Origin of the sequence: Curtobacterium sp. 9128, assembly GCF_900086645.1 — a bacterium.
Lineage (GTDB): Bacteria > Actinomycetota > Actinomycetes > Actinomycetales > Microbacteriaceae > Curtobacterium.
In genome coordinates this window covers 3,347,466-3,366,851 of sequence record NZ_LT576451.1, presented here as the reverse complement: position 1 = coordinate 3,366,851, position 19,386 = coordinate 3,347,466, and the positions used below count along the sequence as shown (strand labels likewise).

At 71.8% G+C, this 19,386-nt stretch carries 19 protein-coding genes; 13 read left to right on the top strand and 6 right to left on the bottom strand.

Features of this window, described 5'->3' with window-relative positions; all coding sequences use genetic code 11:
- Position 1: 1 nt before the first annotated feature.
- The 3 genes from QK288_RS16030 to QK288_RS16020 form a co-directional block, all read right to left on the bottom strand.
- On the bottom strand, positions 2 to 1,258 hold the full coding sequence (locus QK288_RS16030; protein WP_281265265.1) for a histidine kinase: 1,257 nt from the start codon (positions 1,256 to 1,258) through the stop codon (positions 2 to 4).
- Complete coding sequence (locus QK288_RS16025) at positions 1,245 to 2,183, bottom strand: type II CAAX endopeptidase family protein (RefSeq protein ID WP_281265264.1); 939 nt, start codon at positions 2,181 to 2,183, stop codon at positions 1,245 to 1,247. Before QK288_RS16025 ends, QK288_RS16030 begins: the two co-directional genes overlap by 14 nt.
- A gap of 92 nt (positions 2,184 to 2,275) precedes the next feature.
- Complete coding sequence (locus tag QK288_RS16020) at positions 2,276 to 3,031, bottom strand: SGNH/GDSL hydrolase family protein (protein ID WP_281265263.1); 756 nt, start codon at positions 3,029 to 3,031, stop codon at positions 2,276 to 2,278.
- Positions 3,032 to 3,205: 174 nt separating this feature from the next.
- Here QK288_RS16020 and QK288_RS16015 point away from each other — a divergent pair, with 174 nt between their 5' ends.
- The 8 genes from QK288_RS16015 to QK288_RS15980 all read left to right on the top strand — a co-directional run bounded on the left by QK288_RS16015 (position 3,206) and on the right by QK288_RS15980 (position 12,790).
- The gene (locus QK288_RS16015) at positions 3,206 to 4,765 is read left to right on the top strand and encodes an NCS1 family nucleobase:cation symporter-1 (protein ID WP_281265262.1); all 1,560 of its coding nucleotides are present in this window, start codon (positions 3,206 to 3,208) and stop codon (positions 4,763 to 4,765) included.
- An 83-nt stretch (positions 4,766 to 4,848) separates the two neighbouring features.
- Positions 4,849 to 5,583, top strand: coding sequence for an aspartate/glutamate racemase family protein (locus QK288_RS16010; RefSeq protein ID WP_281265261.1), 735 nt, complete (start codon positions 4,849 to 4,851; stop codon positions 5,581 to 5,583).
- Positions 5,580 to 6,896, top strand: coding sequence for an allantoinase AllB (allB, locus tag QK288_RS16005; RefSeq protein WP_281265260.1), 1,317 nt, complete (start codon positions 5,580 to 5,582; stop codon positions 6,894 to 6,896). Before QK288_RS16010 ends, allB begins: the two co-directional genes overlap by 4 nt.
- On the top strand, positions 6,889 to 7,935 hold the full coding sequence (locus tag QK288_RS16000) for an acetamidase/formamidase family protein (protein ID WP_281265259.1): 1,047 nt from the start codon (positions 6,889 to 6,891) through the stop codon (positions 7,933 to 7,935). Before allB ends, QK288_RS16000 begins: the two co-directional genes overlap by 8 nt.
- Positions 7,932 to 9,470 (top strand): AtzH-like domain-containing protein, encoded by a 1,539-nt coding sequence (locus QK288_RS15995; RefSeq protein WP_281265258.1) that lies wholly within the window; start codon positions 7,932 to 7,934, stop codon positions 9,468 to 9,470. The genes QK288_RS16000 and QK288_RS15995 overlap by 4 nt, the downstream gene beginning before the upstream one ends.
- A 40-nt stretch (positions 9,471 to 9,510) precedes the next feature.
- Positions 9,511 to 10,731, top strand: coding sequence for an alanine--glyoxylate aminotransferase family protein (locus tag QK288_RS15990; RefSeq protein ID WP_281265257.1), 1,221 nt, complete (start codon positions 9,511 to 9,513; stop codon positions 10,729 to 10,731).
- On the top strand, positions 10,728 to 11,960 hold the full coding sequence (locus QK288_RS15985; RefSeq protein WP_281265256.1) for an allantoate amidohydrolase: 1,233 nt from the start codon (positions 10,728 to 10,730) through the stop codon (positions 11,958 to 11,960). Before QK288_RS15990 ends, QK288_RS15985 begins: the two co-directional genes overlap by 4 nt.
- Positions 11,957 to 12,790 (top strand): MurR/RpiR family transcriptional regulator, encoded by an 834-nt coding sequence (locus QK288_RS15980; protein WP_281265255.1) that lies wholly within the window; start codon positions 11,957 to 11,959, stop codon positions 12,788 to 12,790. The genes QK288_RS15985 and QK288_RS15980 overlap by 4 nt, the downstream gene beginning before the upstream one ends.
- A 107-nt stretch (positions 12,791 to 12,897) precedes the next feature.
- Here the strand turns inward: QK288_RS15980 and QK288_RS15975 are convergent, their stop codons facing one another.
- Positions 12,898 to 13,371, bottom strand: coding sequence for an SRPBCC family protein (locus QK288_RS15975; protein WP_281265254.1), 474 nt, complete (start codon positions 13,369 to 13,371; stop codon positions 12,898 to 12,900).
- 32 nt (positions 13,372 to 13,403) lie between these two features.
- On the opposite strand from QK288_RS15975, the gene QK288_RS15970 reads away from it, so the two are divergent.
- Together QK288_RS15970 and QK288_RS15965 are read left to right on the top strand one after the other, a co-directional pair.
- On the top strand, positions 13,404 to 14,459 hold the full coding sequence (locus QK288_RS15970) for a putative sulfate exporter family transporter (RefSeq protein ID WP_281265253.1): 1,056 nt from the start codon (positions 13,404 to 13,406) through the stop codon (positions 14,457 to 14,459).
- Between the two features lie 10 nt (positions 14,460 to 14,469).
- A complete protein-coding gene (locus tag QK288_RS15965) occupies positions 14,470 to 15,489 on the top strand; it encodes a dipeptidase (protein WP_281265252.1) in 1,020 nt (339 codons plus the stop codon).
- A 4-nt stretch (positions 15,490 to 15,493) separates the two neighbouring features.
- Here QK288_RS15965 and QK288_RS15960 read toward each other — a convergent pair whose 3' ends face one another.
- Complete coding sequence (locus QK288_RS15960) at positions 15,494 to 16,153, bottom strand: DUF899 family protein (RefSeq protein WP_281265251.1); 660 nt, start codon at positions 16,151 to 16,153, stop codon at positions 15,494 to 15,496.
- A 108-nt stretch (positions 16,154 to 16,261) separates the two neighbouring features.
- Here QK288_RS15960 and QK288_RS15955 point away from each other — a divergent pair, with 108 nt between their 5' ends.
- The 3 genes from QK288_RS15955 to epsC all read left to right on the top strand — a co-directional run bounded on the left by QK288_RS15955 (position 16,262) and on the right by epsC (position 18,972).
- Positions 16,262 to 17,290 (top strand): PDDEXK nuclease domain-containing protein, encoded by a 1,029-nt coding sequence (locus tag QK288_RS15955; protein WP_281265250.1) that lies wholly within the window; start codon positions 16,262 to 16,264, stop codon positions 17,288 to 17,290.
- A 165-nt stretch (positions 17,291 to 17,455) separates the two neighbouring features.
- Positions 17,456 to 18,394 carry a cysteine synthase A gene (gene cysK / locus QK288_RS15950; protein ID WP_281265249.1) on the top strand — a complete coding sequence of 313 codons (939 nt, stop codon included), beginning with the start codon at positions 17,456 to 17,458 and terminating at the stop codon, positions 18,392 to 18,394.
- Entirely contained in the window at positions 18,391 to 18,972 is a 582-nt protein-coding gene (gene epsC / locus QK288_RS15945; RefSeq protein ID WP_281265248.1) for a serine O-acetyltransferase EpsC, read from the top strand. Before cysK ends, epsC begins: the two co-directional genes overlap by 4 nt.
- A gap of 9 nt (positions 18,973 to 18,981) precedes the next feature.
- Here epsC and QK288_RS15940 read toward each other — a convergent pair whose 3' ends face one another.
- Positions 18,982 to 19,281 (bottom strand): excalibur calcium-binding domain-containing protein, encoded by a 300-nt coding sequence (locus tag QK288_RS15940; protein ID WP_281265247.1) that lies wholly within the window; start codon positions 19,279 to 19,281, stop codon positions 18,982 to 18,984.
- Positions 19,282 to 19,386: the final 105 nt, after the last annotated feature.

Genomic DNA, 19,386 nt, shown 5'->3' with positions numbered 1-19,386 from the left:
CTCACCTGGTCTCCCGATCGAGTCCCAGCACGACGAGCCAGCCGCCGTCGCCGGACGGTCCGGCCTGCAGGCGTGCACCGACGAGCTCCGCCCGTTCCCGCATTCCGCGCAGGCCGTTCCCGCCGGCGGCCGAGCTGTCCGGGACGCGGGCCGTCGCCGCGCCGCTCTCGATGCGGATCACGAGGTGGTCGGCGGCCCGGTCGTCGATCCGGACGGTGCAGGGCGCGCCCGGGGCGTGCATGGCCGCGTTCGCGAGGGCCTCCTGCACCGTGCGGTACGCGGCGAGCTGCGCCAGCGGACCGACGCCGTCACCGAGGGGCCGACGGTCGGAGCCGGCGCGGACGTCGAGCTCGACGGTGCCGCGGTGGCGGGACCGTTCGACCAGGTCGACGATCCCGGGGACCGTCTCGACGAGCCGTTCGGCCGGGGCGTCCTCGCGGAGGAGCCCCACGAGCCGCCGCAGGTCGTCGAGCACCGCGGTACTCTGCGCCCGCACCTGCCTGACGCCCTCGTGGGCGCGCTCCGGGTCGCTGTCGATCTGCCGGTCGATCGCAGCGGACATGAGCGCGATGCCGGAGAGGTGGTGGGCGGCGATGTCGTGGAGTTCCCGTGCCATCGCCGCGCGCTCCCGGGCGATGGCCGCGTCGACCTGCGCGTCCTGCTGCCGGTCGACCGCGGTGGCCTCCGCGGTGCGGGCCGCACGGACGTCCCGGCGGGAGCGGACCACCAGCACGACGAGCATCGGCAGCCCGGTCGCGCCGACGGCCTGCAGGACGCCCATGGCGATCCCGGTGGCCAGTCCGGTCGCCATGCTCGCCCGTCCGGCGCCGAGCACCGAGAACGCGAAGACCGTCTGCGTGACGACGATCGGTACGACGGTGGCGACGAGCGTCGGCCAGAGCCGGGCGACCGGGACCCGGAGCCCTGCGAGGACCACGGCGACGACGACGGGCAGCATCGCGAGACCGGACAGGGTGCTCGGTGCGATCAGGACGAGGACGGCGGGCAGGACCGCGGTGACCATCAGCGTGGTGCGTGGTGCGCGACGGGCGCGGAGCAGGACGGCGGACTGCACGAGCATGCCGACCGCGAGTACGATCCACGGCCAGCTGAGGACGTCCGGGTAGCGGTACCCGGTGCCGTCCGGATCGGCACGGTCGAGGGGTGGGAGCCCGAACTGCAGTCCGATCGCGAGGGCTGCCGTGCCCACCGCGATCAGGACGTCCGTCCGCCGTGCGCGGGCCTCAGCGGGTGCCATCGTTCGATCCTACGAGGGCGGCGTCGCGTGCGGGGGCTTCGGTCGGCTCGGCGTCCGGGCGTCGTCGCGGGAGCCCGAGCCGGCCGCGGGTGGTGACGAGGATCGCGGCGGCGGCGATCGTGGACAGGATCGTCAGGCCGGCCATCATCGTCCCGGCGGTCATGCCCGGGTACATGTCGGCCCACAGCGTGCTGATCGTGTTGTTCACGCCGACGTGCAGGAGCAGTGCGAGCGGCAGGCTCTCGCCCGTCCGGTTGAACACCCAGATCATCACGACGTTGAAGGTGATCGTGAAGGCCGCGAAGACGAGCGGCTCCGTCCAGTGCGCGTTCGGCCAGCCGCCCCAGTCGCTGAGGTACAGCGGCATGTGCCAGAGCGCCCACACCGGCCCGAGGACCGCTGCGGCTCCTAGCGGACCCACCTTCGACTGCAGCCGGGGGAGCGCGAAGTCGCGCCAGCCCGGTTCCTCGGAGAGTCCGGTCGTGAACAGCTGGATGACGAGCCCCGGCACCAGCATCGCCACGGCCGTCCACGAGGGCGCCTGGACCTGGCCGCCGGAGAACAGCAGGCCGGACGCGACGATCACGGCAGGGACACCGACGAGCGCCAGGGCGTACCAGGGCCACGCGACCCGCCACCGCCAGAGCCGCCCGACCCAGCGGCGGAGTCCGGCGCGGCCGTCGGCGAGCGCCGTGACCAGGAAGGCGCTGCCGAGCGGGCCGAGCAGTGCCCCCGGGAGCACCCCGGTGAACTGGGCGGTGCCGAGGAACTCCGGGAAGTGGAGGTCCCAGACGCCGAGCCCGTGCGGGGACAGGATGTACGGGATCCACGCGAGCCAGCTGAGGGCGAGCGCGAGGGTGAAGAACGTGCGGATCGGGTACCGGGCGACGACGCCGCGGATGCCCTGGACTTGGGTGTTCGTCATGCCCTCGACGCTAGGAATCGCGGGAGCGCCGGACGACCCGCAGAGGGAGGGTCCTGCCGGACTTGCATCAAAGGGTGCAAGCGGGTGGGCCCCTAGCGCACCGGCGTCCAGTCCGGGAACGTCGCGGATCGCCCGTCGCCCGACGACCGCCGGGTCACGCGCCGCTGCACCCAGGGCAGGACGTGCTCGCGGTAGTAGCGGAGTTCCTCGGCGAGGCGTTTCGGTCCGGTCCGCGCCGGTGCGGGCTCGGTCGGTGCCGGGCCGTCCTCGATCGCGTGCAGGGCGAGTTCGGCGACGCGCTGGTGTCCGGACGGGTTCATGTGCAGCCGGTCGGCGGACCAGAACTCGGCACGCTTCAGGTGCGGGTCACGGGAGACGTCGACGAAGGGCAGGCCGTGACGGTCGGCGAGGTCGGCGACGGCATCGGCCCACGCGTCGCCGCGAGAGTTGATGAGGTGCCCGAGGGGGAGCCCGGCGCTCGGGTCCGCCGGGCTCAGGAGCGCGAGACGGATGCCCCGGTCGCGGACCTTCGCCGCGGCGCGCTCGAGGGGGTCGATGAGCGTCCGGACGTCGAACCGCGGGCGCAGCAGGTCGTTGCCGCCCGCGCAGAACGTGATGAGCGTCGGCGCCGGGTCGAGCGCGAGTGCGACGTCGAGCTGCCCGTCGAGGACCCCGGCGAGCAGCCGTCCGCGCACGGCGAGGTTGGCGTAGGAGACGTCCGCGTCGAGCTCCCGGGCCATGCCGCTCGCGAGTCGGCCGGTCCAGCCCGGGAACGGGACAGCACCGTCGTCGCCGATCCCCTCGGAGAAGCTGTCGCCGATGGCGACGTACCGGATCGCGTCATGCATGCCGCCATCTTCCTGCACACTCCTGTGCAGGTTCCTGGCGCTGGAACGGGCGTTTCAGGACCGGTGTCGCGTCACACGGTCGTTACACGGGGGAAACGGTGGGGACGAACGCGGTCCGTAGCTTTCTGCACAAGCAAGCACCGCCCCCGCTTCCCACTCCCATCGGAGGACGCCATGGCAACAGAGACCGCGGCACCCGTCGCAGCGCCCCACGCCCCCGTCACGTCGGATGCCCTCGCCGGCGCCGGCGTCATCAAGCCCGGGTACGACCCCGCCCTCACCAACGAGGACCTCGCTCCGCTCCGCAAGCAGTCGTGGACGAGCTACAACATCTTCGCGTTCTGGATGTCCGACGTGCACTCGGTCGGCGGGTACGTCACCGCCGGTTCCCTCTTCGCACTCGGCATCGCCAGCTGGCAGGTGCTCATCGCCCTCGTCGTCGGCATCCTCGTGGTGCAGGTCTTCGCGAACCTGGTGGCGAAGCCGTCCCAGCGCACCGGTGTCCCGTACCCGGTGATCAACCGCGCGGTGTTCGGCGTCCTCGGAGCCAACGTCCCCGCCATCATCCGCGGCCTCATCGCGATGGCCTGGTACGGCGTGCAGACGTTCCTGGCCGCGCAGTCGCTCAACATCATCTTCCTCAAGTTCATCCCCGCGTCGGCCGGCCTGCTGGAGCACTCGTTCCTCGGCCTCTCGGCGCTCGGGTGGATCTCGTACGCGATCCTCTGGGTGGCGCAGGCGGCCCTGTTCTCGATGGGCATGGAGGCGATCAAGAAGTTCATCGACTGGGCCGGCCCGGCGGTGTACGTGGTGATGATCGCGCTGGCGATCTACCTGGTGAGCCGTGCGGGCATCGGGAACATCTCGCTGAACCTCTCAGCAGGGGAGCCGCTGTCGTTCGGTGCGAGCATCCCGGTGATGCTGTCGGCGATCGCGATCGTGGTGAGCTACTTCTCCGGCCCGATGCTGAACTTCGGCGACTTCTCCCGGTACGGCAAGTCGTTCCAGGCGGTCAAGCGCGGCAACATGTGGGGGCTGCCCGTCAACTTCCTGTTCTTCTCGATCCTCACCGTGCTGTGCGCCAGCGCGACCGTCCCCGTGTTCGGCAAGCTCATCACCGACCCGATCGAGACCGTCCAGGCGATCGACGCCCCGTTCGCGATCCTGCTCGGCGGCCTGACGTTCGTCACGGCGACGGTCGGCATCAACATCGTCGCGAACTTCATCAGCCCCGCGTTCGACTTCTCGAACGTCGCCCCGCGGAAGATCAGCTGGCGGATGGGCGGCATGATCGCCGCCGTCGGCTCCGTGCTCCTCACCCCGTGGAACTGGTACGGCAACGACCAGGCGATCCTCTACACGCTCGGCGTGCTTGGTGCCCTGATCGGCCCGTTGTTCGGCATCCTCATCGCCGGGTACTACCTGGTGTCGAAGCAGCGCGTGGCCGTCGACGACATGTACACGAAGGACACCGCCGCACGGTACTGGTACCGCGGGGGCTTCAACCCGAACGCCATCTGGACGCTCGTCGGCACCGGCGTGGTCTCGGTCGCCAGCGCGGTGCTGCCGCCGGCCCTCGGCGTCCTGCCGTGGCTGAGCAACTACAGCTGGTTCATCGGCTGCGGCCTGGGGCTCGTTGTCTTCTGGGCACTCGAACGTGCTCGGCCGAGCATGCCGGTCCTGGACGCCGACGACCCCACAGTCGACGACGGCGCCGCCATCGGCCGAGCCTGAACCACAGCACCACAGAACCGCAGAACCGCAGAACCGCAGAGAAATCGCACCACCCGCTCCACTGCTCCACCGGAAGGACCCCGATGCGCATCCGCGTCGTCAACCCGAACACCACCACCTCGATGACCCGGACGGTTGGCGCTGCCGCGTCGGCCGTCGCGGGCCCCGGGACGATCGTCGAGGCGGTGAACCCGACGATGGGGCCCGCCTCGATCGAGAGCCACTACGAGGAGGCGCTCGCGGTCCCCGGCCTCCTCGAGCAGATCGCGATCGGGGAGTCGGACGGGGTGGACGCGTACATCGTCGCCTGCTTCGGCGACCCGGGGCTCGACGCGGCACGGGAACTCGCCACGGGCCCGGTGATCGGGATCGCCGAGGCCGGCTTCCACGCCGCCGCGATGCTCGGTCGTCGGTTCGGGGTCGTGACGACGCTCGGGCGGACGGTCGGTCGGGCGCACGAGCTCGCGGACCGCTACGGGTTCGCCCCCCTCGTCACCGAGATCCGTGCGTGCGAGGTCCCGGTGCTCGAGCTCGACGACCCCGCGTCCGGTGCCCGTGCGCTCGTCGTCGAGGAGTGCCGGGCGGTGATCGCCGGCGGTGCCGACGCGGTCGTGCTCGGCTGTGCCGGGATGGCGGACTTCTGCTCCGAGGTCTCGCGGGCGATCGGCGCCCCGGTGGTCGACGGGGTCTCCGCGGCGACGGTGCTCGCCGAGTCACTCGTGCGGCTCGGCCTGTCGACGGGCAAGCACGGCGAGTACGCGTCGCCGCCCCGCAAGCAGTTCACCGGTCTGCTGCAGGACTTCGGAGCCGTCGCGTGACCGGCATCGTGTTCCGCGCGGAGCGCGCGTGGATCGACGGTGCGTTCCGGCCGGCCACGGTGATCGTGCGCGACGGCCGGATCGCGGACGTCCTGCCCGGTGACGCCGCGACACCCGCCGACGCGGACGTGCGGGTCGTCCCGGACGGGCACGTGCTGCTCCCCGGGCTCGTCGACACGCACGTGCACGTCAACGAGCCGGGGCGCACCGAGTGGGAGGGCTTCGCGTCCGCTACCCGTGCGGCAGCGCTCGGCGGGGTGACGACGATCATCGACATGCCGCTCAACTCGATCCCCGCGACGACCACGGTCGAGGCACTCGCCACGAAGCGCGCGAGCGCCGCGGGTCGGGTCGCCGTCGACGTCGGGTTCTGGGGCGGTGCCGTGCCCGACAGTCTCGGGAGCCTCGACGCGATGCACCAGCAGGGCGTCTTCGGGTTCAAGTGCTTCACGGCGCCGTCCGGCGTCGACGAGTTCCCGCACCTCGAACCGGAACTGCTCCGTGCCGCGATCGAGGAGGTCGCAGGCATCGACGCGCTCCTCATCGTGCACGCCGAGGACCCAGCACACCTCGTCCCGCACGAGGCGCTCGGCGGCCACTACGAGGACTTCCTCGCGACCCGTCCGGCCGCCGCCGAGGAGTCCGCGATCGCCCAGGTGATCGACGGCGCTCGGGCGACCGGGGCGCGGGTGCACGTCCTGCACCTGTCCGACGCCGGCGCGTTGCCGATGATCCGCGCCGCGAAGGACGACGGCGTGCGGATCACGGTCGAGACCTGCCCGCACTACCTGGCCTTCGAGGCGTCGACCATCCCCGACGGCGCGACCGAGTTCAAGTGCTGCCCGCCGATCCGCGACGACGCCAACCGCGACGCGCTCTGGCAGGGCCTCGTCGACGGCACGATCGACATGGTGGTGTCCGACCACTCGCCGTCCACCGCCGACCTCAAGACCGACGACTGGGGCCTCGCCTGGGGCGGGATCGCCGGCCTGCAGGTCGGGTTCCGCGCGGTCTGGACCGAGGCGCTGCGCCGCGGTCTGTCGCTCGAGACGATCCTGCCGTGGTTCACGACGGGACCGGCGGCGCTCGCCGGCTTCGCCGACCGCGGCCGCATCGCGACGGGCGCGCTCGCCCACCTCGCCGTGTTCGACCCGTCCGCCACCGAGGTGATCGAGGTGGCCGGCCTGGCGCACCGGAACCCGGTCTCCGCGTTCGCCGGCCTGGAGGCTCGGGGTCGGGTGACCGAGACCTGGTTGCGCGGGCAGCGGGTCACCGCCGCGTCCGTGGCCGGGCAGCTGGTGACCCGTGGCTGAGGCGCGACTCGGGTCGACACCGGACGACGTCCTGTGGGGGCGGCTGCCGTCGCGTGCGGACCTACCAGCGCTGACCGTCGTGCCCGGGTCCGTGGTGACGGTCGACACCGTCTCGCACGAGGGCATCCTGCCCGACCAGGGGCAGGACCCGCTCGCGTACTTCGGCCGGCACGGGGTGGACGCCGGCGACGTGCTCGCGGACGCCGTGGACATCGCCAGGACCCTGACGCGCGACCCCGCCGACGGCCCGCACGTGGTCTCCCGACCGATCGCGGTGGCCGGCGCGGAACCGGGCGACGTCGTCTCGGTGACGATCGTCGAGGCGACGCCGCGGGTGCCGTACGGGGTCATCTCGAACCGGCACGGCCGAGGCGCCCTACCGGGGGAGCTGCCCCGCGCGGAGGAGTCCGTGTCCGTGTTCGCGGACGTCGTCCGGCGCGACGGCGTCGACCACGGCCGGCTGCCCGTCGTCGAGGGCGGTCCCCGGACCATCACGTTCCCGCTCCGCCCGTTCCCCGGCATCGTCGGGGTCACGCCGGACTCGGACGAGCGCGCACACTCGGTGCCACCAGGACCGCACGGCGGGAACGTCGACATCGCGCTGCTCACCGCCGGGTCGACGCTGCACCTGCCGGTGTTCGTGCCGGGAGCCGGCGTGTACGTCGGCGACCCGCACTTCGCGCAGGGGGACGGCGAGGTCGCACTCACCGCGATGGAGGCGTCGCTCCGGCTGGTCCTCCGGCTCGATCTCGTGCAGCGGAGGACGGCGCTCGACCGGTTCGGCGAACTCGTCGGTCCGATCGCCGAGACGACCGAGTACCTCGTGCCGACCGGCATGGACGAGGACCTCGACGAGGCCGTCCGTCGCTGCGTCCGCGCGGCGATCGCCCTGCTCCGGGCACGCTGGGGCGTGGACGAGCACATCGCGTACGCGTACCTCAGTGCCGCGACCGACTTCCGGATCTCGCAGGTCGTGGACCTGGTGTGCGGCGCACACGCCACCATCCGGAAGGCCGACTTCGCGGAGGTCGGCGCGTGATCGTGCACGGCGCGTGGCCCGACGGCCTCGAGCGGGCCTTCACCGCGTACGAGGACGCCCTGATGCGGGACGACACCGCCGTGCTCGACGACCTCTTCGAAGCGGGCGGTGGGACGCTCCGCGGGGACGACTCGGGACTGCTGCGCGGACACGACGCCATCAGCGCCTTCCGGTCCGGTCGTGGCGGTGTGGCACGCAGGACGATCGCCGCCGTGGACGTCCAGCGGCTCGCCCCGGACACCGTCCTGGTCGTCGGGGAGTCGCACTTCGCCGGCGGTGGTCGCGGGCTGCAGACCCAGCTGTGGTGCTGCACCGACGGGGTCTGGCGGATCCGGACCGCGCACGTGACCGGTCGACCGAAGGCCTTCGACCGGTCGGTCTGGCGCGTCGTCGGCGACCCGCTCGTGCGCGGCGCCGAGGCCGGGCCGCTCGCCGGGGTGCGCGTGGCCGTGAAGGACCTCTTCGCCGTGCAGGGGCACGTCATCGGCGCCGGCAACCCGACGTGGGAACGCTCGGCCCAGCCGGAGACCGTGTCGGCGTCCGCGGTGCAGACGTTGCTCGACGCCGGCGCGATCGTCACCGGGATCGCCAGGACGGACGAGTTCGCCTACGCCCTCGCCGGCCGCAACCCGCACTTCGGGTCGCCGCCGAACGGGGCCGACCCGACGCGGATCGGAGGTGGATCGACGTCGGGCTCCACGTCGGCCGTCGCACTCGGCACCGCGGACCTCGGGCTCGGCACGGACACGGCGGGCAGTCTCCGCGTACCGTCGTCGTACCAGGGGCTCTGGGGACTCCGGACGACGCACGACCGTGTCCCGCGAGACGGTCTCCTGCCGCTCGCGGAGTCCTTCGACACGGTCGGGTGGGTCGCCCGTTCGGCATCGGTGCTGGCGGCCGCCGCCGGGGTGTCCGTGCCAGGCGCCTGCGTCGGGGTGGACGACGGCGAGCTCCTCGTCAGCGACGCACTGCTGGACGCCGCCGAGCCCGCGACGGCCGCCGCGTTCACGGGCTGGCTCGACCGGACCGGCCGTCCCGTCCGCCGGATCGAGCTGCCACCGCTCGACGACCTCGCGGAGACCCTCCGCGTGGTCCAGGCGGCGGAGGCGTGGCGGAACGACGGGGCCTGGATCGAGGCGCATCCGGAAGCCCTCGGCGAGGACGTCGCGGCACGGTTCGCCGCTGCGGCGGCGATCACGGCGGAGGCCGAAGCGCTCGCTCGTGGGCGGCTCGAGGAGCTGCGCACCCGCGTCCGTGACGTGATCGGCGGAGGCGTGCTGTGCCTCCCGACCGTCCCCGGACCGGCCCCGTTGCGGACCGCGACCGGTGACGCCGTGCTGCGGACCCGGGTGGCGACCCTGCGGATGACGGCCGTGGCCGGGATCGGCGGCCTGCCCGCCGTCAGCGCGCCGTTCCTGACCGTCGACGGTGCACCCGTCGGCGTCTGCCTCGTCGGACCAGCAGGGTCCGACCGGGCGATCGTCGCACTCGCCGAGACCCTGCTCTGCAACCCCCGCCCTGAAACACTGCCGTAACGATCGTTCCGATATGCTCGTGAACGGAACGGAGGTACCGATGCTGCCAGTGAACCCGCCCGCTCGACTCCTCATGGGGCCGGGGCCGATCAACGCCGACCCGCGTGTGCTGCGTGCCCTGTCCACCCCGCTCGTCGGGCAGTACGACCCGTGGATGACGTCCGCGATGAACGACACACAGGCGCTGTACCGGCAGGTGTTCGGCACCGTCAACGACGCGACCGTGCTCGTCGACGGCACCTCGCGCGCCGGCATCGAAGCCGCGCTCGTGTCCCTGCTCGCGCCGGGGGACCGCGTGCTCGTGCCGGTGTTCGGTCGCTTCGGACACCTGCTCGCGGAGATCGCCGGGCGCGCTGGGGCAGACGTCCACACGATCGAGACCGAGTGGGGCCAGGTGTTCCCGACCTCGGTGATCGAGGACGCGATCGTGCGCACGAAGCCGAAGGTCCTCGCGATCGTGCAGGGTGACACCTCGACGACGATGAACCAGCCGCTCGACGAGCTCGGGGCGATCTGCGACCGGCACGGCGTGCTGTTCTACACCGACGCCACCGCGACCATCGGCGGCAACCCGCTCGAGGTGGACGCGTGGGGCATCGACGCCGTCAGCGCCGGGCTGCAGAAGTGCCTCGGCGGGCCATCCGGCAGCGCACCGCTCACCCTGTCGCCGCGCGCCGTGTCGGTCCTCGACGGTCGCCGCAGCGTCGAGGCCGGCATCCGCGAACCCGGCGACGAGGTCTCCGACGAGCCGATCCGGTCGAACTACCTCGACCTCGCGATGATCCTCGACTACTGGGGCCCCCGGCGCCTGAACCACCACACCGAGGCAGCGTCGATGCTGTACGCCGCGAACGAGTGCGCGCGCATCCTGCTCGAAGAAGGACGCGACGCCGTCGTCGCACGGCACGAGCTGGCCGGGCGCGCGATGCTCGCCGGGGTGGAAGCCCTCGGGCTCGAGGTGTTCGGCGACGTCGCGCACAAGATGCACAACGTCGTCGCGGTCTCGATCCCGTCCGAGGTCGAGGGCGACGCCGTGCGGGCGTCGCTGCTCGAGGACCACGGCATCGAGATCGGCACGTCGTTCGGTCCCCTGCACGGCAAGGTCTGGCGCATCGGGACGATGGGCTACAACGCCCGCAAGGACGCCGTCGTGACGACGCTCTCGGCACTGGAGCAATCGCTCCGTCGCGGCGGGTTCTCCGTACCGCAGGGCGGCGGCGTTGACGCGGCGCTCGACACCTACGCAGGAGCACGGCCGTGACCGTCGACGCCGCGACGATCGTCGCGCGGTGCGACGAACTCGCCGCCGTCACCGCGACGCCGGGCCAGATCACCCGCGTCTACCTGTCGCCGGAGCACGCCAGGGTGAACACGATCGTCGCGCGCTGGATGCAGGACGCCGGGATGACCACGTGGCAGGACGACGCCGGCAACCTGCACGGCAGCGTCCCCGGCGCAACGGACGACGCCCCCGTGCTGCTCGTCGGCTCGCACCTCGACACCGTGGTGGACGCCGGCCGGTACGACGGCATCGTCGGGGTGCTCATGGGCATCGCGGCCGTCGCCCGCATCCGCGCCGAGCACGGGGCGCTGCCGTTCGGCATCCAGGTGATCGCGTTCTCCGACGAAGAGGGAACGCGCTTCGGCAAGGCGCTGCTCGGGTCCTCGGCGGTCGCCGGGGTCTGGGACGAGGCCTGGTGGGAGCTGACCGACGCCGAGGGGGTCTCCCTCCGGAAGGCGTTCACCGACTTCGGGCTCGATCCATCGCGCGTCGGCGACGCCGCGGTGGACCCGTCGCGGCTCGTCGGGTACCTCGAAGCGCACATCGAACAGGGGCCGTACCTCGAACAGGCCGACCAGGCACTCGGGGTCGTCACGAGCATCGCCAGTGCCCGCCGCTTCACGGTCGAGGCCGTCGGGGAGGCCCGGCACGCCGGCGGCACCCCGTACGAGCGCCGACACGACGCGCTCCTGGCCGCCGCCGAGGCCGCACTCGCCGTCGAGCGGATCTGCCGGGCGTCGCAGCACGTCGGGACGGTCGGCACGATGACGGTCGAACCGGGTGCCGTCAACGTCGTCCCCGGCCTCGCACACTTCTCGGTGGACCTGCGGGGCGAGTTCGACGAGGGACGCGACCGGGTGTGGGACGAGATCACGAAGGCGTTCGCGCTGATCGGGGAGCGCCGCGGTGTCAGCGTCGAGCCGACCGAGGTGCACCGCGCCCCTGCCGTGTTCTGCGCGCCGCGCCTGATGGACGCCGTCCGGGCCGGGATCGTCGCCACGGGTTCGCCCGCGCCGATGGAGCTGTTCTCCCGCGCGGGGCACGACGCCATGTCACTCGGGCTCGTCACCGACGTCGCGATGCTGTTCCTCCGGAACCCCGACGGCATCAGCCACCACCCGGACGAGTTCGTCTCCGAGGCCGACATCGCCCTCGGGCTCGACGCCCTCGTCACCGCGATCACGACCCTCGCGGCGGAGCCCTCGTGACCGCCGCCCAGCCCGACGTCCGCGGGCGCATCGACGCCGTGTGGGAGCAGCTCTCACCCGCCGAACGCCGTGTCGCCGCGATGGTCCGCCACGACCCGGAGCTCCTGCTCGTCGGGACCTCGGCGCAGCTCGCCGCCGAGTCCGGCACCTCGAAGGCCACGGTCTCGCGGCTCGTCCGGTCCCTCGGGTTCCAGGACGCCGCCGAGGTCCGACAAGAACTCATGTCGGCACGGGGCAGCGGGTTGCCCTGGGCCGCGGAGGACGCCGCGCACGTCGACCAGCGTGCCGTCGAGTCCCGGAACCTCGACGCCGCGTTCGCCTCGCTCGCCCGCGCCGAACGCCCCCGTCTCGCCCGGCGCATCATGCGGGCGCGCCGGGTCCTCGTGTTCGGGGAGCGCGGCGCGCACCCGATCGCGCTGCAGCTCCGTGCGCAGCTCGCACAGGTCCGTCCGGACGTCCGGGTCGGTCCGGCACCCGGGCAGCGCCTCGGGGAAGAGGTGGCGGACCTCGATCGCCGGGACCTCGTCATCGTGGTCACCGTCCGGCGGCACGCGGCAGGCATCGACCGACTCGTGCGGCACTGCGTGGCATCGGGTGCCGACGTCGTCGTGATCGGGGACCCGACGGCCGCCGTCATCGCCGCCCCCGCTGCGACGACGATCCTCTGCCCGGTGGACTCGCCGTCCGCGTTCGACTCGCTCGCGGCGTTGTTCGCCGTGGTCGCCGCGATCGCGAACGACGTCTACGAGGCCTCTGGCCCCGCCGGCCGGGCACACGTGGACGCGGTCGCAGCGGCGTACGACACGCTCGGGGAGCTCGCCGGCTCCTGACCGGCGCCCGGGCCTGCCCGCCGAAACGACCCATCACGTCCGCAATGGGAAGCCGAATCGCGCGTAGGCGGCCGGAAAGTCCGACCTCCTACGCGCGATTCGACCTCCTACGCGCGATTCGACCCCGCAGGCCCGCGGAGCTCGGCGGCCAGCGACGCGTTGCGGGCGCGGATCAGTGCGGGCATGTACCGCGCCAGCACGAGCCGCTCGGCGATCACGCCCAGCGGGCCGAGCGGCGCCCGGAACTCGATCTCGTCGACCATCCGCGTGCCGTGACCCGACGGCTCGAACCGGTGCTCGTGCCGGAACCGGGCGAACGGACCACGGACCTGTTCGTCGACGAACCGGTGTGGAGCCTCCAGGGCGGTGATCCGGCTGGTGAGCCGCCAGACGATGCCGAAGTGCCGCGCACGGAACGTGACGGTCTCGCCCAGCGCGATCCGGCCGCTCCTTGTGCCGGCCACGGCACGCTCCCCGGTGCCGGCCAGGGACCGCTCGTGTGCCCCGATGTCGAGCGACAGCGCGAACGCTCGAGCGGGCGGCGCGTCGAGCTCGGTCACGATGCGGAACGACACGGTCATGCCCCGATCCTCCCGCAGTGCAGGATGGTCACGTGGCATCGACGATGGAAACCGCCAGGAGGCTCGCCCCCGGTCTCGCGCTCGCCACCGGCATCGCCGTGGTCGCCACGGTCATCGGCCGGCTGCTGCCCGTGGTCGGGGCGCCGGTCAGCGGCGTGGTGCTCGGTGCGGTCATCGGCATGGTGCGTCGTCCGGCCGACTCGCTGAAGCCCGGGATCACGACGGCGTCGAAGTTCGTGCTGCAGCTGGCGGTGGTGCTCCTCGGTGCGCAGCTGTCGCTCGCCGAGGTCGCCCGCGTGGGGGTGGAGTCGCTGCCGGTGATGCTCGGCACACTCGTCATCTGCCTGCTCGCGGCGTGGGGTGTCGGGCGGCTGCTCGGCGTCGTCGGCAACCTGCGGACGCTGATCGGCGTCGGGACGGGCATCTGCGGCGCCTCGGCGATCGCCGCCGTCACGCCCGTGATCGGTGCGGTGTCGGTCGAGGTCGCGTACGCCGTCTCGACGATCTTCCTGTTCAACGTCGCCGCCGTGATCGTCTTCCCGATCGTCGGGCACGCCCTCGGCATGAGCCAGCACGCGTTCGGGCTCTTCGCCGGCACGGCCGTGAACGACACGTCGTCGGTCGTGGCGGCCGCGAGCACCTACGGCACCCAGGCGGCGAACTTCGCGGTCGTCGTGAAGCTCGTCCGGACGCTGATGATCATCCCGATCGTGCTCGGGTTGGCGTGGTTGGTCGGGCGGCGTGAGCAGGCGGCAGCGCGACTCGCTGCTGCGGGCGAAGGCGTGCCGGCGGCCGATCGGCCCCCGTGGACCCTCCGCCGGATCGTGAAGCTCGTGCCCTGGTTCCTCATCGGCTTCGTCATCGCTGCCGCCGTGAACTCCACCGGCGTCCTGCCCGGGCCCGTGCACCCCGCCATCTCGGCGATCGCAGCGTTCCTGATCACCGTCGCACTGAGCGCGATCGGTCTGTCCACCGACGTGGCCGGGTTCCGTCGCGCCGGGTTCCGGCCGCTGGTGCTCGGGCTCGTGCTGTGGCTCGTCGTGACCGGGTCGAGCCTGGGCCTGATGGCGCTGACCGGGGCGCTGTAGCGTCGAGGGCATGAATGCTCCGTTCCCGGTGATCGACGGCCACAACGACCTGCCGTGGGAGCGGCGCGAGTCCCACGACTCCGGTGTCGAGGGCATCGACACCGAGGAGTCGTCGCTCCACACCGACATCCCGAAGCTCCGCGCCGGCGGTGTCGTCGGGCAGTTCTGGTCCGTCTTCGTCCCCGCCGACGAACCCGACCCGGTCCGCACGACCCTGCAGCAGATCGACCTGGCGCACCGGATCATCGCGCGGTACCCGGACGACCTCGCGCTCGCCCGCACCGCCGCCGAGGTCCGAGCCGCCGTCGAGTCGGGACGGATCGCGTCGTTGCTCGGTGCCGAAGGCGGGCACTCCATCGGGGACGACCTCGCCGTGCTCCGCGACTTCGCCCGGCTCGGCGTGCGGTACATGACCCTCACCCACAACGACGACACCCCGTGGGCCGACTCGGCGACGGGTGCCCGCGCCCACGGCGGACTGACCGACCGCGGCCGACAGGTGGTGGCGGAGATGGAGCGGATCGGCATGCTCGTCGACCTGTCCCACACGGCACCGTCCACGATGCGGGACACCCTCGACGTCGCCACCCGGCCGGTCGTCTTCAGCCACTCCTCGACGATCGCCGTGAACGACCACCCACGGAACGTCCCGGACGACGTCCTCGAGCGGCTGTCCGACAACGGCGGCGTCGTGATGATCACGTTCGTGCCGAAGTTCGTGTCGCGTGCGTGGGCGGACTGGGAAGAGGCGGGCTCCGTCGGCGAGGGGCCCCTCGTCACGGTGTCCGACATCGCCGACCACGTCGAGCACGCCCGGGACGTCGCAGGAGCCGCGCACATCGGCATCGGCGGCGACTACGACGGCACCCCCGTGCTGCCGCCGGACGTCCGGGACGTGTCGCGCTACCCGGTGCTCGCCGAGGAGCTTTCGCGCCGCGGATGGGGTGCGTCCGACCTCGAGGCGTTGGCCGGCGGCAACGTGCTCCGCGTGCTCGAGGCCACCGACGACCGTTTCGCGCTGAACGCGTAGCGCGTCAGCCGTACGTCGGGAACTGCGGCCAGCCGTCGGGGCTGTCCTCCCAGTCCTGCTGTCGTCCGTACACCGTGCGGTCCATGACGTGCGCGACCGGCATGATCGCCTCGGTGCCGCGCGCCGTCGTCGAGTACGTCAGGTAGGGCACGCCGTCCCGGAGCAGGTAGTACGAGTAGCCGGGGACCGGCCCCTCCGGCTGCGTCCAGCCCCAGTCGTCGTGGTAGCTCGTCGCGCCGGACGACACCCACGTGTGCGGCCAGCCCCGCGTCGCCTTCCACGCCTCGAGCTTCTCGATCGGGGCCTGCGCGATCATCGCGAACGCGATGCCCTCGTCCGCCAGCCGACTCATGTCAGCGGGCAGGTTGTCGGCGCCCCACGTGCACGCCGGGCAGGCCTCGTCCCACTCCGGGGCGTACATGACGTTCTGCACGAGCAGCAGGTACTTGTCGCCGAAGAGCTCGGTGAGTCGGACGGGGCCGTCCGGACCGGTGAACTCGTAGTCGTCGACCTGCACCATCGGGAGCCGCCGTCGTGCGGCTGCGACCCGGTCGCCGTGCCGGGTGAGGTCCTTCTCGTCCTGCACCTGCGCGTCGAGTGCTGCGTCGAACGTGGCACGGTCCACCACCGGTGGTGCGGCCGCGGGTTGTGACTGCTGGAACATGCCGACCTCCTCGTCGTTGCCGCGCAAGGTACTCGGCTCGCCGACATCGCGTGTGCCGTGCATTCCGAAAACTCGCGGATCTGATCGAAGCCGGCCCAGGCTTGCCCGATGGAGGACGATCACCAGCTGCCACCGGACTACACCGAGACGGTCGAGCTCATCAGCGCACGGGTCTCGAACACACGCGTGCGCGTGCAACTCGCCGCGAACGCGCATCTCATCCACCTCTACTGGGCCATCGGCTCCGTGCTGCTCGAACGCTCGAAGCAGAGCGGGTGGGGGAGCCGGGTCCTGCCGCGACTCGCTGAGGACCTCCGACGCCGGTTCCCCACGATGAAGGGGTTCTCGGCGACCAACCTCAAGTACATGCGCCAGCTCGCGGCCGCTTGGCCTGAGGAGCGCTCATTAGGTCCACAGTCTGTGGACCAATTGCCGTGGGGTCACGTGCGAACGGTCCTGGGCGTGTCCGATCCCGAGCGCCGTGCTCGCTACATCGCCGCGGCAGTGCGAGAAGGATGGGCGCGGCACGTGCTCGAGCACAATCTCCGAACCAGCGCGCTCGAGCGGACGGGTGCACAAGCGACCAACTTCGGACGCTTGCTGGATCCAGAAGGCGCGGACCTCGCCCAGCAGGTCACGCGCGACCCGTACGTGCTGGACTTCCTGGCGCTGGACGGCGACCGAGATGAACGGGCGATGGAGTCCGCGATGGTCGATCGGATCGCGGAGACGCTGCGGGAGCTCGGCACCGGCTTTGCCTTCGTCGGTCGTCAGATGCAGTTCGACGTCGACGGCAACGACTTCTTCGTCGACCTGCTGTTCTTCCACGTCGAACAGCTCCGGTACGTGGTCGTCGAACTCAAACGCGGCGACTTCCGCCCAGAGAGCGTCGGGCAGCTCTCCTTTTACGTCGCCCTTGTGGATGACCGGCTCCGGTTGCCGACGCACGCGGACACGGTGGGGTTGCTCCTCGTCGCGGGCAAGAGCGACGCCGTCGTGCGGTACGCCCTCAGCACGTCCACAGCGCCGGTGGGCGTCGCGAGTTACGACCTCCTGCCGCCGGAGTTTCAGCGCGCCCTGCCGTCGGAAGCCGATCTGCGTCGAGCGCTCAGTGGAAGCGAGAACGAGCGGTCGTGAGGGTAGCCGCGCTGTCGCCACGGCGGGACGGACCGGAGGCGCGAGCCAACCTGGGTGGGTGGGGCGCGTCATGGACAGGGCCGGGTCGGGTCCGGTGGCTAGGATCGGGCGCACACCGCGCCTCCAGGAAGGGTCGCGGACTCGACCCGAGTGAGGACGGACCGGATGAGCGGCACCATCTACGACAACATCTCCCAGGCCTTCGGCAACACCCCGCTGGTGAAGCTGAACCGGCTTCCAGCCGAAGGCGGGGCAGAGGTCCTCGCGAAGCTCGAGTTCTACAACCCCGGCGCCAGCGTCAAGGACCGCCTCGGCGTCGCGATCATCGACGCGGCAGAGGAGTCCGGGGACCTGAAGCCGGGCGGCACGATCGTCGAGGGCTCGTCCGGCAACACCGGCATCGCGCTCGCGCTCGTCGGGGCCGCTCGTGGGTACCGGGTCGTCATCACGATGCCGGAGACGATGAGCGTCGAACGTCGTGCCCTGATCCGCGCGTACGGTGCCGAGATCGTGCTGACCCCGGGGCCGGAAGGCATGAAGGGTGCGGTGTCCAAGGCTGCGTCGATCGTCGAGGAGACGCCCGGCGCGATCCTGGCGCACCAGTTCGAGACCGCCGCGAACGCCGCGATCCACCGGAAGACCACCGCCGAGGAGATCCTCCGCGACACCGAGGGGCATGTCGACGTGTTCGTCGCGGGCGTCGGTACCGGCGGCACGATCACCGGTGTCGGGCAGGTCCTCAAGGAGCGCGTGCCCGGTGTGCAGATCGTCGCCGTCGAGCCGAAGGACTCCCCGCTGCTGACGGAGGGCAAGGCCGGCCCGCACAAGATCCAGGGCATCGGTGCCAACTTCATCCCCGAGGTGCTCGACCAGTCCGTCATCGACGAGGTGTTCGACGTCGAGCTCGACGACGCGTTGCGGGTCGCCCGTGACCTGGGGACGCAGGAGGGCATCCTCGCCGGCATCTCGTCCGGTGCGATCATCCACGCCGCGCTCGTGATCGCCGCGCGCCCGGAGAACGCGGGCAAGCGCATCGTTGCCATCGTGTGCGACACCGGCGAGCGCTACCTGTCGACCGTGCTGTTCGAAGGGCTCACTGCGTGACGCATCGCCGACGTGGCGTGCTGCGGACCGTCCGGGAGGACCTCGCCGCAGCACGCCGAGGTGATCCCGCTGCTCGCGGGGACCTCGAGAACGCCGTCGTCTACTCGGGGCTGCACGCGATCTGGGCCTACCGGCTCGCCCACAAACTGTGGATCGCGGAGGGGCTGCCCGGCTCCCGGTTCGCGGCGCGGGTCGTCGCGCAGACCGCCCGCGCCCTGACCGGCATCGAGATCCACCCGGGGGCACGCATCGGGCGACGGTTCTTCATCGACCACGGCATGGGTGTCGTCATCGGGGAGACCGCGGTCGTCGGCGACGACGTCCTGGTGTTCCACGGCGTGACGCTCGGCGGTCGTGGGGGAGCGCACGGCCCCGGCGCGAAACGGCACCCGACCGTCGGCGACCGCGTCGTGCTCGGCGCAGGGTCGTCGCTGATCGGGGACATCACGGTGGCGCACGACTCCGTCGTGGGCGCGAACACCGTCGTGACGAAGGACGTCCCGCCGCACTCGGTCGTCACCGGGGTCGCCGGCACCGCCCGTCCGCGGTCCGGTGGCGAGGGCGTCCCGACGCTGTAGGCGCTCGGGTCAGCTCAGCTCGCACGCGATGCCGTCGGCGTCAGCGTCGAGCTTCTTGTTGGCGTTGTAGAGCGCGTCGTCCTTCTTCACCGTGCCCTTGAACGCACGGTGTGTGACCTTGCCGCCCGACCGCACGGTGTTGTCCTTCGTGGCCTTCAGTGCGATGCCGCCGGAGTACGCCTTGTGGACGGCGTCGCAGTTCTTGTACGTCGTGGTGGCCGCCTGCGCCGAGGTCGCGCCGCCGAGCGCGACCGTCCCGGCGAGGACGGTGGTGGCCGCAGCGACGGCGATGGTACGGATGACGCGCATGGTTCCCCCTGGATCGAGATCGCCGCATCGGGCATGCGGCAGAAATGATCGTAGGCAGCGTCGTGCCGCGACGTCGCACCCCAGAACGGGGTGCTGTCGGCGGTG

What these genes read in the sequence shown, in the direction of transcription:
- QK288_RS16025 (WP_281265264.1), bottom strand. Translation starts at nt 2,183, where the DNA reads ATGACGAACACCCAAGTCCAGGGCATCCGCGGCGTCGTCGCCCGGTAC.
- QK288_RS15990 (WP_281265257.1), top strand. Translation starts at nt 9,511, where the DNA reads ATGCTGCCAGTGAACCCGCCCGCTCGACTCCTCATGGGGCCGGGGCCG.
- QK288_RS16020 (WP_281265263.1), bottom strand. Translation starts at nt 3,031, where the DNA reads ATGCATGACGCGATCCGGTACGTCGCCATCGGCGACAGCTTCTCCGAG.
- cysK (WP_281265249.1), top strand. Translation starts at nt 17,456, where the DNA reads ATGAGCGGCACCATCTACGACAACATCTCCCAGGCCTTCGGCAACACC.
- QK288_RS15965 (WP_281265252.1), top strand. Translation starts at nt 14,470, where the DNA reads ATGAATGCTCCGTTCCCGGTGATCGACGGCCACAACGACCTGCCGTGG.
- QK288_RS15940 (WP_281265247.1), bottom strand. Translation starts at nt 19,281, where the DNA reads ATGCGCGTCATCCGTACCATCGCCGTCGCTGCGGCCACCACCGTCCTC.
- QK288_RS15955 (WP_281265250.1), top strand. Translation starts at nt 16,262, where the DNA reads ATGGAGGACGATCACCAGCTGCCACCGGACTACACCGAGACGGTCGAG.
- QK288_RS15960 (WP_281265251.1), bottom strand. Translation starts at nt 16,153, where the DNA reads ATGTTCCAGCAGTCACAACCCGCGGCCGCACCACCGGTGGTGGACCGT.
- QK288_RS16015 (WP_281265262.1), top strand. Translation starts at nt 3,206, where the DNA reads ATGGCAACAGAGACCGCGGCACCCGTCGCAGCGCCCCACGCCCCCGTC.
- QK288_RS16010 (WP_281265261.1), top strand. Translation starts at nt 4,849, where the DNA reads ATGCGCATCCGCGTCGTCAACCCGAACACCACCACCTCGATGACCCGG.
- QK288_RS15975 (WP_281265254.1), bottom strand. Translation starts at nt 13,371, where the DNA reads ATGACCGTGTCGTTCCGCATCGTGACCGAGCTCGACGCGCCGCCCGCT.
- QK288_RS16030 (WP_281265265.1), bottom strand. Translation starts at nt 1,258, where the DNA reads ATGGCACCCGCTGAGGCCCGCGCACGGCGGACGGACGTCCTGATCGCG.